We start from the raw sequence: 15,696 nt of genomic DNA on the forward strand, positions 1-15,696 counted from the left end.
GATCACAAGGCTGTGCTGGACAGGCGCTCGCGCAGGGTGGCGAGGGCGCGGCTGGCGAGACTGCGGACCGTGCCGGCGGGGCAGTCGAGGTCCGCAGCGATCTGGACGTCGCTGGCGCCCTGGTAGTAGCGCAGCACCAGGACAGTGCGTTGTCGGGCGGGGAGCTGCCCGATCGCCTCCCACAGCTCGTCGCGATCGACGATGCTGTCGTCGAATCCGGTGATGCGATCCGGGAGGTCCGGGGTCTCGTCCAGCCGGTCGGTGCGCTTGTCGAGGCCGTGATCGCGTCGGTGCGCGTCGATCAGGGTCCGCACCATCACCGTCCGGGTGTAGGCCTCGATGTCATCGACGTGCGCGTTCGAGCGGCGTCGGCTGGACAGGATCCGGGTGACGGCCTCCTGGAGCAGATCCTGTGCTTCCGTGGAGCTGTGGGTGAGCTGGTGCCCGAACGCGGTCAGCGCGGTGCCACGACTGACCAACATGGCCACCACCTGATCGATCACGATGCACACCCCCTCATCGGCCAAGGACGCAGTATCCGTCCCATCTGTTGCATCGGGTCGCCGGCGGAGGCCTGAGTTCGCGATTCTCTACGGGTGCAGAACATCTACGTGGTCACCCATCCGGAGGCGACACACCACGTCGATCGCGTCGTCGGGGGCTGGTTCGACTCCGAGTTGACTGCTCGCGGCGGGACGCAGGCGGACGCCATTGCACGGAGCCTGGCCGCTCGTATCCCCACCGGTGCGTCCGTTGAGGTCCGCTCGTCCGCCCTGGTGCGGGCGCGGACAACTGCTGACATCATCGCCGGACGTCTCGGGGTGGAGGTCCGCTCGGACAGCGACCTACGGGAGAAGTCGTGCGGCGCGGATACCGCCGGTCGGCAGCGGTCGCCATGCCATCCATGTGACGGTCTTGGGTGTCAGAGCAGCGGTATGCAGCCTTGACCACCGGCACCGGTCGGGGTGCCGCCCGACGGGAGAGTCTGCACGGCCATGCCCGCCGGCAGGCGGTGCAGGACAGGTCCTGTCGTTCGGGCGAGCGGGAGCATCTGCTCGCCAGCAGCGGAACCGCCTACGGTGGATGACAGGCAGCTGTGGGGCAGGTATTGGGCCCCGGGCACTCGACCGTCAGGAGACATGAGCATGGGCACGTGGTTCATCACCGGCTGTTCGACCGGACTCGGCCGCGCGTTCGCGCTGGAGGCCCTGCAGCGCGGCCATCAGGTCGCCGTCACGGCGCGGGATCTGACGACGGTGCAGGATCTCGCCGACTCCTACCCGGACTCCGCGCTGCCACTGAGCCTGGACGTCACCGACGAGGGACAGGTCGCCGCGGCGGTGTCCGCCGCGACGGAGCACTTCGGCTCCATCGACGTCCTGGTCAACAACGCCGGCTACGGGTATCGCGCGGCGGTGGAAGAAGGTGAGGACGGAGCCGTGCGGCAGTTGTTCGACACCCACGTCTTCGGCACCGTCAGCATGGTGAAGGCTGTACTGCCCGGCATGCGGGCCCAGCGGTCGGGCACGGTCGTGAACCTGTCATCCATCGGTGCCCGCATCTGCCCGGAGGGCTCCGGGTACTACGCGGCAGCCAAGGCCGCGGTCGAAGCGTTGACGCTGTCCTTGCGCAAAGAGCTTGCGCCCCTGGGCATCACCGCCATGACGGTGGAGCCCGGCGGCTTCCGGACGGACTTCGCCGGCCGGTCCCTCACCCAGGCTGCGACGCCCATCGCCGACTACGCAGACACCGCCGGCAAGCGCCGCAAGGAGAACGACACCGCGCACGGCACCCAGCCCGGAGATCCGACCAGAGCTGCGGTAGCGCTCGTCGATGTCGTGGAATCCGCCGCTGCCCCCTATCTTCTGATGCTCGGCAACGACGCGTCCGACGCCGTCCGAACCGCGCTCGATGCTCTCCGCGGAGACCTCGACACCTGGGAAACCGTCAGCCGTAGCACCGATTTCGACTGACATGGCGCTCCGCAGCATGCGCACCGGCGACCTGCCGCAGCTCCTGCGCTTCGAACGGTCGTACATCCAGACGATCGAGCCGGACAGCCTCGCAGCCTGGACCGCCGCCATCGACCGGAACCTGCAGCTGTGGATCGATTGTCTGCCCACGAGTGGTGTGATCACCGATGAGGACGGTGCCGGGGAATCCGGGTGCAGAACGCCGGTACCTGGAGCACGGCTTCCTACCCGTGGGCCAGGACGGCCTCTACTGCCTGTACGAGAAACACCTGCAGAAAGGAGGATCACGACATGGTCCAGTCGATCGAACTGCTGGCTGACGAGTCGATCGACGACTGGATCTGGACGCAGTGGCGCGCGCTGGAGCAAGCCGGCCTGCCGAGTCAGGTCAAGCACGGGTCGCTGACGAACTGGCCGCATGTGACGCTCGCCGTCGCCGACTCCATTTCCACCGCCGTGGACGACGCGGTGAGCGCTCGGGTCGCGCAGGCACTGCCGATGCAGATGCAGGTGGGCGGAGTGATCTGGTTCCCGGGCCGCCGACATGTGGTGGCCAGGGCGGTGATCGCGAGCGATGCGCTGCTGGGTCTGCACAGCGGTGTCTCCCGGTGCTTGGCGGGACTCGAAGGGCAGGGCGCCCGGATGGCGCCCGGGGCGTGGACGCCGCACCTCACGTTGGCTCGTGGGGTGCGCACCGAGCAGCTGCCACAGGTGATCGCCGCACTCGCCGAGATGGAAGACATCGCAGCGGAGCGCACGGGCACGTTCACCGCCTGTCGACGCTGGGACAGCAACGCCAGGATCACCTGGGAGCTGTAGGCCGGAGACTCGGCTCCGTTCGGTTCAGCGCAGCGCTGGAACTGCCGCTGCCGGATCGTGTCCGGCGAAGGCCAGCGCTAGCCTGAGCGGCCCTCCTCCGGGGCGACCTGCCGCCGTCGAGGGTTGATGTCAGCACAGCTGCTTCGCCCACGGGTGCCCAGGATGGGCGGTCTCCAGTGCGCTGCGCAGCCAAGTCCTGGCATCGGAGTCCAGCAGCGGTAGGCACGCGTCGAAGTCCTGCTGATCCTTCGGACGCAGCCCTGGAGCCTTGTGCAGCAGTTGGATCTCAGGGCGCAGATAGTCGATGCCATCGCGCCGCCAGAGGATGTCGGTCAGCGGGAGGGTGATCTGGTGGTGCCGCTTGTACTCCCAGCGGCCGGAGACGGTGCCCATCAGGATCACGTCGTACTCCCACGGATCGGCGCCGCCGGGACGCAGCCACAGGTTCCCGCACATCTCCGGGATCGTGTCGTCGTCGCCGACGAGGGGTCGGAGAGTGCCGCTGTCCGCGGCCCAGACATCGATGCGACCTCTGACGTGATCGCGCAGCAACGGTGTCTCGGACCTCGGGATGCTGGGATCGATGTCACCGTGCGGGCGTGGGACGCCGGTGAACTCCTCGATCGCCCAACCGCCGGCGATCCACCAGCTGCCCGGGTAACCGCTCAGCAGGGCTGCAACGTCGGCAGGGGTTCGTGGCGTCCATGGACCGTAGAGGCGGCTGCTCTCCTCGTGATCCACAGTGCCCAGGGTAGTTCGGCGGGCTGTCGTTCCAGCTGTCGACGGTGGTCCGGATCCGTGCAGAGAAGCCCAGGCACGTCGGCATTCGCGAACGTTCCCCGGCCGCAGGACGTGTAGAGAGATATGGGGATCACCGTGGTTGACGTGGGGGAGGATCCCGCCGGGCAGGCCGATCCGAGCTATCTGGAGGTGGCGCGCCGGCTGATGGGATCCGCGCGGGATCTCGTCGGTGCGCACGCGGCGGACGATCTGGTGTTCGACACCATGTCCACCCTGCTGCCGCGGTGGGACCGCATCACCGGCGACAAGGTCGCTTATGCCCGGCGGTCCATGGTCAACCGGTTCCGCGACCAGGGCCGCCATCTGCGCGTCGAGGCCGCGCACAGGCACACCTTCGTCACCCCGGACCGCGAAGAGCCGGCGAACGACCGGGTGGCTTCGCGGTTGGACCTGAGCGCGGTGCTGCACCTGCTGCCCGAGCGCACCAGGCAGGTACTCGTCCTGAGGTACCAACTCGACCTGTCGGCAGCTGACCTTGCGGTCATCCTCGGCATGCCCGCGGGGTCCGTGCGCCGCGTCGCCCACGACGGTCTGCGTGCTCTCTCCGACATCATCGAACCCGCCAGCGAAGGGACCGCGTCATGACCACCGACGACCGGACTGTGATCGACGAAGTGCGCGCGCGCCGTGACTCGGGCGCGCTCTCGGCGGATCTCGAGGCGCGGCTGCGGGAGCTGCAGGCGCCCGCACCGCGGCGGAATCGGCGGCGGCGCAGCCGGTGGGCTGCCGCGATCGGGATCGCTGCGTCGGTGGTGGCGCTGGCGGTCGCGTCCACGGTTTTGTTCCGCGGCGACCGGGCCGACGTCGCCGCGCCCACCGTCGTGACGTCCGGGCACAGCTCGGGGCCGTCCAGCGCCGCCTACTCGGGCGAAGCGTCAAGCCTGACGGAGCCGCAGACCGATTCGAGGCTGCCTGGCAGCTCGTCCAACATCTGCGGTGGGCATTGGACCCCCGTCGCCATCGACACCCCGATCGAGACATCCGTGACGTGGCCGCAAACGATGTACTCCGACCGGAATTCGATGCTCGGCATCACGCTGCAGAATCACTCCCGGACGCAGCTCGAAGGCGTGCTGACGTCGACGGTGGTACTCGAGGACGGGTCGGGCGAGATCGTCGCGATCCTGTCCGGCCCAAAGTCGACCGTGGATCCCGTCGTGGAGGTCGTTTCGGGTGGCTCGACCCGGGCCGAAGGTGTACCGCCGGTGGGGCAGTGCGGAAGCAAGCAGTTCGAACCAAACGGGATCGGCACGTACACTGCGACGCTGATCGTGTGGGTGGCCGGCGGCCTGGAGGCTGTGAGCAAGCTCGTGCAGATCTTGGTCGGTCCCTGATGCCCCTGTGCTGTCTGCCGCACCAGGATTCCGTCGGCCCACTCGCGCCGGCGATCGCTCCGATCAGGAGTGCGCACCGACGAGTCCCCGCAGCCGAAAAGCCAGCAGCCCCGCGGTCAGGTACAGGCAGCCCTGGACCTGCAGCGCGATCGTCAGCCCTACGCCGGTGCCGACCAGGCCGGCGATCAGCATCCCCGCGGCCTGGAAACCACCGGACACGGCGAAGAACGCGCTGAGTACCCGCCCCGTGGCATGCTCGGGTGCGGAACGCTGCAGCACGGTCAACAGTCCGGTCAGGCCGGCGATCGCCGGCGCGCCCGCGGTGATGAACAGCCCGACGTAGACACCGAACGCCGTCGTCACCAACGGGGCGTTCCAGGTGGCGAGCGACAGCACCCCGAAGAACAGCAGCGCGTGGCCCACCAAGCGTTCTGCGGATATCCGGCGCACCACCCGCCCGAGCAGGATCCCTCCGACGATGGCGCCGATCGCCTGCACTCCGCGCAGCACACCGACATCGGCGGCATCGCCTCCGAGGTCCCGGACGACGAAGAACACGAACAACACCACGAAGCACCCCTGGGCCAGGCCCATCAGTCCGGTCACGACCAGGCTGCGTCGCAACACCCGGGAGCGCGCCACGATCCTCAGACCCTCTGCCCAGTCGCGCACGAGGGAGGTCGGCGGAAGCGTGGCCGGAGCTCCGGTGCGCGAACGCCAGCCGGTCACCAGGAGCGCCGCTGCGCCGAGAAACGTTGCGGCATCACCGATCAGCACTCCGGGCAGCCCGGTCAGTCCGAGCAGCAACCCGCCGATCGGGCCGCCGACCAATCGCGCCGCGCTCGAGAGCACGCCGAAGAGTTGGTTGACGCTTGGTAGGTCGTCGGACGTCACCAGGCGCGCCGCGGTCGTCGATCGCGCAGGCTCCACGACGGTGCCGAGCACCGACTCGACGAGCACCACCAGGTAGACGATCCACAGCTGCTCCGCAGATCGGACCAGCAGCAGGGGCAGCAGCATCATCGCCTGGGCTACCACGACGGACGTCATCAGACGCCACGGGTGCCAACGGTCAACGAGCGCGCCGGCGAGCGGTCCGAGCAGCACGGTCGGCACCAGTTCCAGGACGAACACGGTGGCGGTCACCAGCGTTGATCCTGTCAGCTGCAGCACGAACACCGGCAGCGCGATGAACAACATCCAGTCGCCGGTCTCCGACAGCAGCCGGGTGACACCAGGCCGACCCAGCACTCCCGGTCGGCTCACCGTTCGGGCGCGAGGTCGGGGTGCAGGAACGCTCTGAGGGTCAGGTGCGCGACCTCGCTCCCAGCAGGCAGGTCCGTCCGGATCGGTGTCACGAACGGCCGGATCAGTGCGTCGATCTCGGCGATGAGTGCCGTGAGCTCCCCCGGAGTCACTCGCAACGCATAGCTGTTGCTCGCGGCGACGTCGACCCATGGCGTCGGGAGATCCGCTTCCCGGGACAGATAGCGCCGATGCAGGTGGTCCTCGTGCTCCGTGCTGAGCCCTTCGATCACCCGACGCGCGACTGCAGCGGCCGGTCCGGACTCGTCGCCGAACTCGAAGCCGACCGCGGCGGCTTGCCACAGCCGGGTGCGGGCGTCCGTTCCCGCCGGCGGCGTCGCGCGTTCGACCAGCCCGACGGTGGCCAGCGCGCGCAGATGCCACGAACAGTTGGAGGCGGATTCGCCCACCACGTCCGCGCACTGGCTGGCGGTCCGCGGACCGCCGGCCAGCAGATGACTCAACAGGGCGAACCTGGCGGGCACGGCCAACGCCGCCAGCGCCGCCGTGCCGACTACGGCCCGGGGAGGGGGTGCTCCAGCGATCACGACGGCGTCCTGTCTGAAGGGAGGCCTTCACGATCTGTCCCGTCGGCCCAATTGTCAAGTCAACGCTTCAGAAACGGGCGAACACTCGGCAGTGACAGGAGTGCGCCGTCAGGCGGTCGCGGCATTCTGCCCTAGGCTCGTCGACGACCGACGTCGGTCAGAAACGGCCGGTGGGCACCTGGAGCGAACGGGGGTACGTGCAGGTGGAGTTGAACCCAGCAGAGCTGTCGGCAGAGCTGATGGCCAGATCGCGTGATGTGCAGGATGCGGACGACCGGGTGCAGGCAGCGGCAGCCACCCTGGTGGAACTGGGCCTTGCCGACGCCGTGAGCATCACCGAACGGGTGGACGCCACGCAGTTCCGCACCAGGGCCGCGACGGACGAACGCGCAGCGGCTGCGGACGCGTCACAGTTCGAGATGCGCGAAGGTCCGTACATCGACGAGGTGTTCCAGCAGGGCATCCTGGCCGCCAACGATTTGCGAGACGATCCGCGCTGGCCGCACTGGGGTCCGCTGGTCGCACAGATCGGACTGCGCGGGCTGATCAGCGTGCAGCTGTATGCCAGCGGCACCACCCTGGGTGCGCTGAACCTGTTCAGCACCGAGCCGCAGAACTTCTCCAGCGACGACGTGGAGAAGGCGAGAGCCGTCGCCACGATCGTCTCGATCGAGCTGGCCCGCTCCCGTCACGATGCGCATCTGTGGAAGGCGGTCGACGCCCGGCATCGGGTCGGTCAGGCGCAGGGAATCCTCATGCACCAGTTCAGGTTCGGCAGCGACGAGGCCTGGGCGCTGCTGCTGCGGCTCTCGCAGCAGGGCAACACGAAGCTGTTCGTGATCGCAGACCGGATCATCGCGGCGGGCGAGCTGCCCAGAAAACTGGCCGCACCCGAGGAGTGAGGTGGGGTGCGGCCCCCGTCGCACCTTGTTCGACGACGGGGGCCTGCACGCTCGGCGGTCCGCGGCTCGGGAGCGTGTTCCCTCATGATGCTCCGCCTAGCCGTGCGCCGCGGGTGAATGCGCCGAGGACACGTGGGGCGCCTGCACTGCGGCAGCCGGTGATGACCAGGAAGATCGCGACGTTGACGTTGACGTTGCGGTTGCCGGTCATCGGGTCACTCGGTCCCATCGCTCGCCGACGCTGCAGCGGGTGGTGTTCATCGATCCATGACAGCGCAGCGTGCCTGCCCCGATCGCGGGTTGAGGCGCGGATCCGTGTCGTACCTCCCGCGCATGTGGTCGGCATGACGACCAACCGTGTGCGTTTGGGCGTTTTCCCAGACGGGGGCAAGGCGATTTGACGGGCCGATCCAGTGCTCCCGCGCGCACGACCCCGGTGGGGAGGGGCGGGCGGCGCGGCGGTCCATTTGATCCGCCGGTAGCGGCCAGTCGAACTCAGTTGTGCCTCCCGGTCGAACACATCTCCCCAGGATCAATATAACGGCTGCGGCCCCAGGTCTTCTCCCAGACTGCTTTGCCGTCACCGCTCCTGGGACGCGGCGGGTAGCCAAAGCTTGCTAACTCACCGTCAGTAGCGAGCGTCGGCACGAAATCGACAGGTGCAACGATCGAGGACGTCCCTTCGTAGGGTGCGCCGTAGTAGCGGATCTGTCCGATGGCTGGCCCCGGACCCGGCACGGATTTGCCGGTGCCGTCGATGTATTTGACAGTCACCACTGATGCGCAGCCATTTGCGTCGGGAGATGATGGCGCTCCGGAGAGTCCGCCGCTGTACAAAAACGCGACGAATGCAAGCATTCCGACAGCGACTCCATGTCGCGCTCGGATTCTCATGTGCTGCTCGACGAGCTGGAGACAATAATTGCTGGCTGCGTGTGCGGACTGCAGGATGCCCCTGAAGTAGCAAACCCAATCACTGTGACGGAAGCCAGGATCGCACGTGTCCCGATACGCGTGAGTTCATTCTTCCGCGACGAACTGGAACGCCTTCTGACGGCCCGAGCAATGCTCACGTACATGATCGCCACCGTGAGCGGAAGTCTCCCGTAGTGCTCAGCCAGTGACCGTCTACTTCGGCAAGCGTGCCATTCGCGCTGACCATCGAGACGAAGTTAGGTGGCAACTGATTCGCACAGGCCGCGGGTTGCCCAGCCCGGTACGCTCGCGCATCTGCCCAGCCCGCGACTCCGTAGTGTTGCAGTTGGAACAAGCCGCCAAGCGCTGACGTCGGCCTCTCATGAATCCATTCGGCGGTCACACCGTGATAGAAAGCGGATGCAGGTTGGCCGCCCGCAGAGGGAATCGTCACGAGCATCGCGATATTGTTTGCTGTTGACTGCCATCGGAACTCGGCGCGACTTGGGGTAATATTCAGGTCCTGCTCCTCGACCGGCCTGGCAGGAATTGCGAAGTTCTCCAGCGTCTTGTTCGAGGCCGAGGAAGCATCAAAACCTTCCGGTAGCGAAATATATTGGAAGTCGTCACCCTCTTGTGCTCGAAAATGAGAAATTTTGGCAGATCCGGTTGTCGGTTTGTCCGAATATTCTCCCGTTTCACCGTTCAAGTAGTCTTCCTTGAATATTGCGAGCGGGTCCGGGCATTCATCCGTGGCACTTACCGATAGAGGCAGGCCAACCGGTGGCGGCCCCGCCTCCACTAACGCCGAGAATCCCGCGGCGCACATCACAGCGATCACGACGCAGGTCTTAGTGAAAACGAGCAGCTTCATGGCGACAACCCTGTGAAATATACGTCGCAGACGCCAGTGACACAGACGCTAGACCTGCTTTGTTCAACCCGTCAAGACTTCGCCGTTAACCAATCAGGAGTGCCCAGTTACAGGACCCGAGACCGCCTCCGGTGCACGGACCAGTGTTGCGATCAGACCCAGATCCCGATCTCGGCGGTGAAGCTGTCCACGATGGCTGCCACCACACCATCGGGGGCCAACATTGCGCGGATCCGCTCGGCCGGCACGTCCTCGCTGTGGTCGGCGTGCCACTGCAGCTGCTCGACGCCGTCCCGATCTGCCGGCTGTTGGTCGATCCACGCGTGCGCCGCGATGGTCCGATCGGTGGTCCAGGTGCCGGTACGGACGCTGGTGATGCCGGACGCTGCCAGCAACGTCTTGCGCGAGATGCGGCGCGCGGTCGCATCGCCGCTCCGCCACCGGGCCAACTCCGCGGCGATGTCGCCGTTGAACCCGCGTGCGGCCCGCCGGTCACCGGCGAACGGCCGCCGTGCCCGGACGGCATCGGGACCGGCCAGTGAGACGCAGTAGTGCTGCAGGAAGACCCTGTTGCCGTAGGACATGTCACTCGCCCCGACGTAGTCGGAGGTCTGAGCCACCCCGATCTCGACGCCGCGACAGAGCTGCGCATGGCGGCGGGACAGTCGAGCGCTCACCTCGTCGGCCCAGGTCCGGGGACCGTTGATCAGCACCAGATCCACGTCCGCGAGACCGACCCGGGCAACGCCGGTGGCCACCGACCCGTACAGGTGTAGCTCCCAGGACGGTTCCTGGTGATCCTCGAACTCGCGGAGCAGGTCAGCCAGGATCGGCGAGAACGCACGCGGAATGCGGTCCAGGCTCACGCCAGTGCGGATGAAGCCGTCGTCGGTCAGGCCTTCCAGCGGATCGTGCATGCGCCCATGATGCGGTACCGGCCGCGTGGGGTGACCACAGACCGCGCGAGGCGTGAGACCCCGCAGCTCCCGCAATGTCTCGTGCCGGTCGCTCCTGGGCACTGGACGGCCATGACGCATCGTGATCGGTCCCGCAGCACGCCCGCCCGCTCCCGCCGAGCGGATCGCGTACTCGCCCTGGTGCAGGCCGGCGGCCAGGGCAGTCGGATGGACGTGCTGACCCGGGAGCGGGCCAAGCCAGCGCTGCCGTTCGCCGGTGGGTTCCATCTGATCGACTTCGCGCTGTCCAGCCTGGCAGCAGCCGACATCGCAGATGTCTGGGTCGGGGTGCAGTACCAGGCCGGCTCGCTCGACCCGTACCTGGCCGGTGGGCGGCCCTGGGATCTGGATCGCACCCGCGGTGGCTTTCGGCGGGTGGTACCGGAGCAGGGCGCCGGCTCCTCGACCGAGACAGGCTTCTCCCGCGGAAATGCGGACAACCTGTTGCGGCTGGCCGACCAGATCGAGCAGTTCGGTCCCGACCAACTGGTGGTGATGAGCGCCGACCACGTCTTCTCCGCCGACCTGGCGGCGGTCCTGGACCGACACCGGGAGCACGGTGCCGAGTGCACCCTGGTGACCGCGAAGGTGTCCAAGCGGGAGGCCGCCCAGAACGCCGTGGTGACCGTCGACAACCGGGGTCGCGTCACGGGCTTCGACTACAAGCCGGCCAAGCCGCAGGGCACCACCGTGGCCACCGAGATCTTCGTCTACGACACGGCAGTGCTGCTGCAGGTGCTCGGGGAGCTGCGCGTCGGGTTGAGCGCGGCAGCCGCCGACGGTGGCGACGACGTCGAGTCCGAAGCCGATTCCGGTCTGGGCGACTTCGGCGAGCACCTGCTGCCGGCATTCGTGCGACGCGGCAAGGTGTTCGCCCTCGACATCGGCGGGTACTGGCAGGACGTCGGCCGGCCGGAGGCCTACCTGGCTGCCCACCGCGATCTGATCGCCGGCCGGATCGATGTCTTCGACCATCCGGACCGGCCGGTCCTCACCAGCGCACCGCACCGGCTGCCGGCCCGCATCACAGCAGGGGCGACCGTGGTCGACACCCAGATCGGTGCCGGCTGCCGGATCTCCGGCGAGGTCGTGAACAGCGTCCTCGGATCGGACGTGATCGTGCACCGCGGCGCGACCGTGCGGAACGCCGTGTTGTTCGACGGGGTCGAGGTGCACCCCGGTGCGAGCATCGACACCGCGATCCTCGACGAGCGCGTGCAGGTGCTGGGCCGCGCGAGCGTCGGAGGTCCCAGTGGGCGTCGGACCCCGCGCGACGACGACATCGTCCTCATCGGTCGTGACAGCACCGTCGGCCGCGGCGTCGCCATCGGTCCCGGTGCCCGCCTGGAACCGGGCACCACCGCCTGACCACACTCCGGCCGGGGCCTGTCAGGCGACGGGCGTCACCCGCAGGTCGTCGAACGACGTCGTCACCGCGACACTCGCACCGGAGGAGCGGTAGCTGCCCACGCCGACCCATCCTGCTGGCTGCAGGCCTGCGGTCCCGTCGGTGGCGCTGACCTGGGCGGCAGCCGGTTCCGTGCCGCCGCGCGGCCAGGCCTTCGCGCTGAGCACGGTGGTACCTCCGGCACCAGGGGTGGCTCGCACCGAGAGCTGGTACCAGGCACCGGGTTTCATCGTGGTGCCCGGCACGTCGGCGACCTTCAGAGTGGTGTCTGTCGAACCGACCCGACGGACCAACGAGATCCGCGGCACTCCCGTCGGCTCGATGTTCAGCGTCGCCCGGTAGCTGCCCGACGCCGCTCCACGGACGACCACCGTGCTGTAGAGGCGTGCCTCGGAAGCCGGTCGATCCCAGCTGATCGCGACCCGCAGCTCTGCCGACTTCGTCTGCACGGCAGGCAGGGTGGCGTCGGCGCCCTGCCCGGCCGGGGTGGTCTGACGGCCGACCCCTGCGGTGACGGAGAACCGGTCGGGTGAGCCGATGGCGTTTCCAGCTGCCACCGGTCGTCGCGGTTCCCCAGGCACGGGACACAGTGCGGGAAAAGGTGTCTGCGGCGAGATCCGTCATGGGGGGTGGGGTGGCGGCGACGGTGACGGTGCGGGTGGCGGTGTCGGTGGCGCCTTGGTTGTCGGTGACGGTGAGGGTGATCGGGTAGTTGCCGTCGGCGGTGTAGGTGTGGTTGGTGTTCTGGCCGGTGGCGGTGGTTCCGTCGCCGAAGTTCCAGGCCCAGCCGGTGATGGTGCCGTCGGGGTCGGTGGAGTCGGCTGCGGTGAGGGTGACGGTGCGTTCGGTGATGGTGGGGGTGCGGATCACTGCGGTGGGTCGTTGGTTGACGGGGGGTGGGGTGGCGGTGTCGGTCGCGAAGAACCGGTCCATCGCGACGGTGACCGGTGCAGTCGCGCTGCTCGAGACGTAGGTTTCGAGTCCGACCGCTCCCGGACCCTGCAGTGCCGCCGTGCTGTCGGTACCCGTGGCCGTCCACCCGGTCGGCTCGGACGTGGTCGAGGGCCACGCCTTTGCCCGCAGGGCCGTGGGGGCACTCCCGGTGAGTTCCAGCTGGACGTTGACCGGTGCGCCGGCTGACACGGTGCCGACCGGCCGTTCCGGTGAGAGCGCGGTCTCGACCCCGCCGATCACCTTGATGAGGCCGATCGTTACGGCGCCACCGGCCACGAAGCGGAGTTTGGCCCGGTACTGCCCGCCGCTCACCGATCGTCCCTGCAGGCTGAAGTACACGCCGGAGCCGGTGGGCGCGGGGGTGACGGCGACGTCGGTGCTGACGAGCACGTCCCGTAGCGACACCTCGTCGAGCTGGGCCCGCCGGGAGTTGCCGGCCGGCACGCTGAACCGCCCGCGGGTGCCGTCCACGGAGAACGCGGAGGCGGTGACCGTCGACCACCGCTGCCCGGTGTCGGCGCTGCCCCAGCCGCCGGTGAGGGCTCGGGTGAAGGTGTCGTTCACCCCGCCGACGGCGGCGGGGGTTCGCAGGGTCCAGACCGGCGAGGTGGCCGTCTCGCCCGTGGCGCCCGCGACCGCCCGCCACTCGTACCGGGTGTCCGGGTCCAGACCCGTCCAGCGCACCGAAGCGGTCTGTTCGCTGGTGACGCTCGTCGTCCCGATGGTGGTGAACGGTGCTGGGGTGCTGGTGCCGAGGTCCAGCGGCAGGGTGAAGGCTGAGTCGGCGTCGGTCTCGTACGTCCCGAGCTTCGGTGAATAGGTGGTCGCCTGCATGGTGTTGGCGGCCGGGTCGAAGGTGTAGTACCGCAGCCAGCCGTCGCCCCCGTTGGCCCTCGACTGGTAGTCGGTGAGGATCTGGGGCACCGGATTGCCGCAGGAGTTCGTGTCCGTGCGACGGGCCTCGCCGGCGTCACCGCTGTGCTCGTGCCCGCTGAGGACAACTCGGATCGAGCAGTGTTGGGCGACGAAATCGCTCCAGAGCGTTGCGGTGGGGGTCCCTCCGGTCCGCTCGGCCGTGGTCCGCCGACCACCGGCGACCGTCACGAAGCTGTGGGTCACCATGATGGCGAGCCGGTCCGGGTAGGCGGTCAGCACCCGGTGTGCCCAGTCGAGCGCGTACTGCGGGGCCTCCCACTCCAGGTTCAGCACCAGGAAGTCGCGGCCACCGGCGGTGAACAACGAGTAGTTGTCCATGTTGCGCCGGTCGACTGCGTCCGCGCCGAACTGGTTCTGCCCCAGGAACCCGCCGTAGCGGGCCGCGGGACCGTTCCAGCTCGCATTCGCGTAGCGGGACACCGGGAACCAGGTGTCGTACGGACCGACGTCCTGCGCGACGTTGTCGAAATCGTGGTTGCCTGGCACGACGGAGTTCGGGATCCCGGCGTTGTCGAGCACCCGCAGACCGTCCGAGATGTACTGCCACTGTTGGGGATTGAACCAGTCGCTGACCAGGTCGCCGAGTTGCACCACGAACGCGGTTTTCAGGGCCGTACGGGTGCTCGCGATCCACTCGGTCTGCTGCGGAATCGTCGCCTGCCGGTCTCCGTAGGTGTAGTTCTGGGTGTCGGGCAACGCGACGAGGGTGAACGGGTCCCCGGTACCGGGTGCCGGCGTGGTCGCGCCCAGCTTGCGTCCCTCGAAGCGCACGGGCACAGCGCCGCCGTCCGGGTCGGTGGCGGTGACCGACAGGGTCGGTGCGGTGCTCGAGGTCGTGCCTCCGTCGGTCGGGCCGACCAGGACGGGCGTCAACGGTGGGGCGGCAGCAACCGGTCCACCGAGCAGGACGGTCGCCGCAGTGGTGATCGCGGCCAACAGCGCGGCCGGGGCGCGTCGACGGCGGATGGGTGCGCTCATGGGACCTCTTCTGCCGGATCGGGCTCACACCAGTTGGCCAGCAGAGTGTGACACCCGAATAGGGTCCTGACCAGCGCAGAGGCGCGGAACCTTGTACCGGGAGCGACCTCTGGAAGGAAGTTTCCGTCGGGTATCAGCCGTTCGGACGTTCAGGCGCGTACCCAGCGCTACCGGTCCACTGCGAGGTGACGGCGTGCGGCGGCGACGGTGTCGGGCTCGCACCGTCCTCGATGCGGTTCAGATCCCGTTCAGCGAATCGCTGGTGTTCGCACTCCTCCTCGATGATCACCTGGATCCCCTGCAGCAGCGTGATCTGCCCGCTGTCCGCCCACGGAGGTGCAGGTACCTCCCGGGCCAACTGCTCGGCATCGGCCTCGGCGAGGAACGCACCGACGAGTCCGACCCGCTCTGCGCGGACCTCGAGCACCTCGGCCCAGCTGGGTGTCGCGGCCGGGTCGAGCCCGAAATCAGTGCCCTCGGGAACGAATTGCGCCATGTCGGTGAACGGAAGACCCCACGGGTGGAAGCCCGCCGGTCCGCGCAACGGGGCGGTGAACCAGGTGTCGGTGGCGCACACGAGATGACGCAGGGTCTGGGTGTAGGACCACTCGTCGTCGACCGAGACGTCCGCCGTGCCTGCCGGCATCCCCAGCACCCGCCGGTCCAGCTCCTCCCAGGTGCCCTGCAGCGAACCCCAGGCCGCACGCAGGTCCACGGGATCGGTGGCATTCCAGTACGCCCGCGCCGGCTGGCGTCGCCGTAGCTCCGCGTCGACGAGCGGCGCGATGGGCACGCCGTTGATCTTCAATCCTCCGATGTCGCCGTCGATGTCGACACCCTCCAGGCTCACTGCTCGCATCACGGAGCCGGAGAAGTCAACCGCCCGGAATCTGGTCTGCCGTAACGGAACACGCTCGAAACGAGCCCCGGTCAGATCGGTGTGGATGAACTCGGGTGGGGTCATCGGTACTCCCTGGATCGTCGGCGGACGAG

Annotated in this window: 17 protein-coding genes; 7 read left to right on the forward strand and 10 right to left on the reverse strand. The window is 68.2% G+C overall.

The features are described from left to right. Positions 1-2: 2 nt before the first annotated feature. On the reverse strand, positions 3-503 hold the full coding sequence (locus ABLG96_RS08335) for a sigma-70 family RNA polymerase sigma factor (protein ID WP_353650887.1): 501 nt from the start codon (positions 501-503) through the stop codon (positions 3-5). A gap of 108 nt (positions 504-611) precedes the next feature. Between ABLG96_RS08335 and ABLG96_RS08340 the strand changes: the two genes are divergently transcribed. From ABLG96_RS08340 to ABLG96_RS08350, 3 genes are all read left to right on the forward strand, one after another. Then, positions 612-947, forward strand: a complete 336-nt coding sequence (locus ABLG96_RS08340) for a histidine phosphatase family protein (protein ID WP_353651431.1) — start codon at positions 612-614, stop codon at positions 945-947. 198 nt (positions 948-1,145) lie between these two features. After that, positions 1,146-1,973: an oxidoreductase gene (locus tag ABLG96_RS08345; protein ID WP_353651432.1), complete on the forward strand. Its 828-nt coding sequence runs from the start codon at positions 1,146-1,148 to the stop codon at positions 1,971-1,973. 291 nt (positions 1,974-2,264) lie between these two features. Beyond that, complete coding sequence (locus ABLG96_RS08350; RefSeq protein ID WP_353650888.1) at positions 2,265-2,792, forward strand: 2'-5' RNA ligase family protein; 528 nt, start codon at positions 2,265-2,267, stop codon at positions 2,790-2,792. Between the two features lie 129 nt (positions 2,793-2,921). Here ABLG96_RS08350 and ABLG96_RS08355 read toward each other — a convergent pair whose 3' ends face one another. After that, positions 2,922-3,533 (reverse strand): hypothetical protein, encoded by a 612-nt coding sequence (locus ABLG96_RS08355; RefSeq protein ID WP_353650889.1) that lies wholly within the window; start codon positions 3,531-3,533, stop codon positions 2,922-2,924. A gap of 144 nt (positions 3,534-3,677) precedes the next feature. Here ABLG96_RS08355 and ABLG96_RS08360 point away from each other — a divergent pair, with 144 nt between their 5' ends. Continuing rightward, on the forward strand, positions 3,678-4,178 hold the full coding sequence (locus tag ABLG96_RS08360) for a sigma-70 family RNA polymerase sigma factor (protein WP_353650890.1): 501 nt from the start codon (positions 3,678-3,680) through the stop codon (positions 4,176-4,178). Further along, positions 4,175-4,927 (forward strand): hypothetical protein, encoded by a 753-nt coding sequence (locus ABLG96_RS08365; RefSeq protein WP_353650891.1) that lies wholly within the window; start codon positions 4,175-4,177, stop codon positions 4,925-4,927. The genes ABLG96_RS08360 and ABLG96_RS08365 overlap by 4 nt, the downstream gene beginning before the upstream one ends. A gap of 63 nt (positions 4,928-4,990) precedes the next feature. On the opposite strand, the gene ABLG96_RS08370 is transcribed toward ABLG96_RS08365, so the two are convergent. Together ABLG96_RS08370 and ABLG96_RS08375 are read right to left on the reverse strand one after the other, a co-directional pair. Beyond that, positions 4,991-6,193, reverse strand: a complete 1,203-nt coding sequence (locus ABLG96_RS08370; protein WP_353650892.1) for an MFS transporter — start codon at positions 6,191-6,193, stop codon at positions 4,991-4,993. Then, positions 6,190-6,780, reverse strand: a complete 591-nt coding sequence (locus ABLG96_RS08375) for a helix-turn-helix domain-containing protein (RefSeq protein ID WP_353650893.1) — start codon at positions 6,778-6,780, stop codon at positions 6,190-6,192. The genes ABLG96_RS08370 and ABLG96_RS08375 overlap by 4 nt, the downstream gene beginning before the upstream one ends. A 170-nt stretch (positions 6,781-6,950) precedes the next feature. On the opposite strand from ABLG96_RS08375, the gene ABLG96_RS08380 reads away from it, so the two are divergent. Beyond that, positions 6,951-7,682 carry a GAF and ANTAR domain-containing protein gene (locus ABLG96_RS08380; RefSeq protein ID WP_353650894.1) on the forward strand — a complete coding sequence of 244 codons (732 nt, stop codon included), beginning with the start codon at positions 6,951-6,953 and terminating at the stop codon, positions 7,680-7,682. 82 nt (positions 7,683-7,764) lie between these two features. On the opposite strand, the gene ABLG96_RS08385 is transcribed toward ABLG96_RS08380, so the two are convergent. The 4 genes from ABLG96_RS08385 to ABLG96_RS08400 form a co-directional block, all read right to left on the reverse strand. Continuing rightward, the gene (locus tag ABLG96_RS08385) at positions 7,765-7,893 is read right to left on the reverse strand and encodes a hypothetical protein (RefSeq protein WP_353650895.1); all 129 of its coding nucleotides are present in this window, start codon (positions 7,891-7,893) and stop codon (positions 7,765-7,767) included. 284 nt (positions 7,894-8,177) lie between these two features. Continuing rightward, positions 8,178-8,540: a hypothetical protein gene (locus ABLG96_RS08390; protein WP_353650896.1), complete on the reverse strand. Its 363-nt coding sequence runs from the start codon at positions 8,538-8,540 to the stop codon at positions 8,178-8,180. 211 nt (positions 8,541-8,751) lie between these two features. After that, the gene (locus ABLG96_RS08395; RefSeq protein WP_353650897.1) at positions 8,752-9,471 is read right to left on the reverse strand and encodes a hypothetical protein; all 720 of its coding nucleotides are present in this window, start codon (positions 9,469-9,471) and stop codon (positions 8,752-8,754) included. 152 nt (positions 9,472-9,623) lie between these two features. Next, entirely contained in the window at positions 9,624-10,388 is a 765-nt protein-coding gene (locus ABLG96_RS08400; protein WP_353650898.1) for a hypothetical protein, read from the reverse strand. A gap of 111 nt (positions 10,389-10,499) precedes the next feature. On the opposite strand from ABLG96_RS08400, the gene ABLG96_RS08405 reads away from it, so the two are divergent. Beyond that, positions 10,500-11,795, forward strand: coding sequence for a sugar phosphate nucleotidyltransferase (locus ABLG96_RS08405; RefSeq protein ID WP_353650899.1), 1,296 nt, complete (start codon positions 10,500-10,502; stop codon positions 11,793-11,795). Here ABLG96_RS08405 and ABLG96_RS08410 read toward each other — a convergent pair. Then, positions 11,716-14,703, reverse strand: a complete 2,988-nt coding sequence (locus ABLG96_RS08410; RefSeq protein ID WP_353650900.1) for a PKD domain-containing protein — start codon at positions 14,701-14,703, stop codon at positions 11,716-11,718. The two genes, ABLG96_RS08405 and ABLG96_RS08410, sit on opposite strands and share 80 nt — an antisense overlap. Positions 14,704-14,836: 133 nt before the next feature. Continuing rightward, positions 14,837-15,667 carry a DinB family protein gene (locus ABLG96_RS08415; RefSeq protein WP_353650901.1) on the reverse strand — a complete coding sequence of 277 codons (831 nt, stop codon included), beginning with the start codon at positions 15,665-15,667 and terminating at the stop codon, positions 14,837-14,839. Positions 15,668-15,696: the final 29 nt, after the last annotated feature.

This window comes from Nakamurella sp. A5-74 (assembly GCF_040438885.1).
GTDB lineage: Bacteria > Actinomycetota > Actinomycetes > Mycobacteriales > Nakamurellaceae > Nakamurella.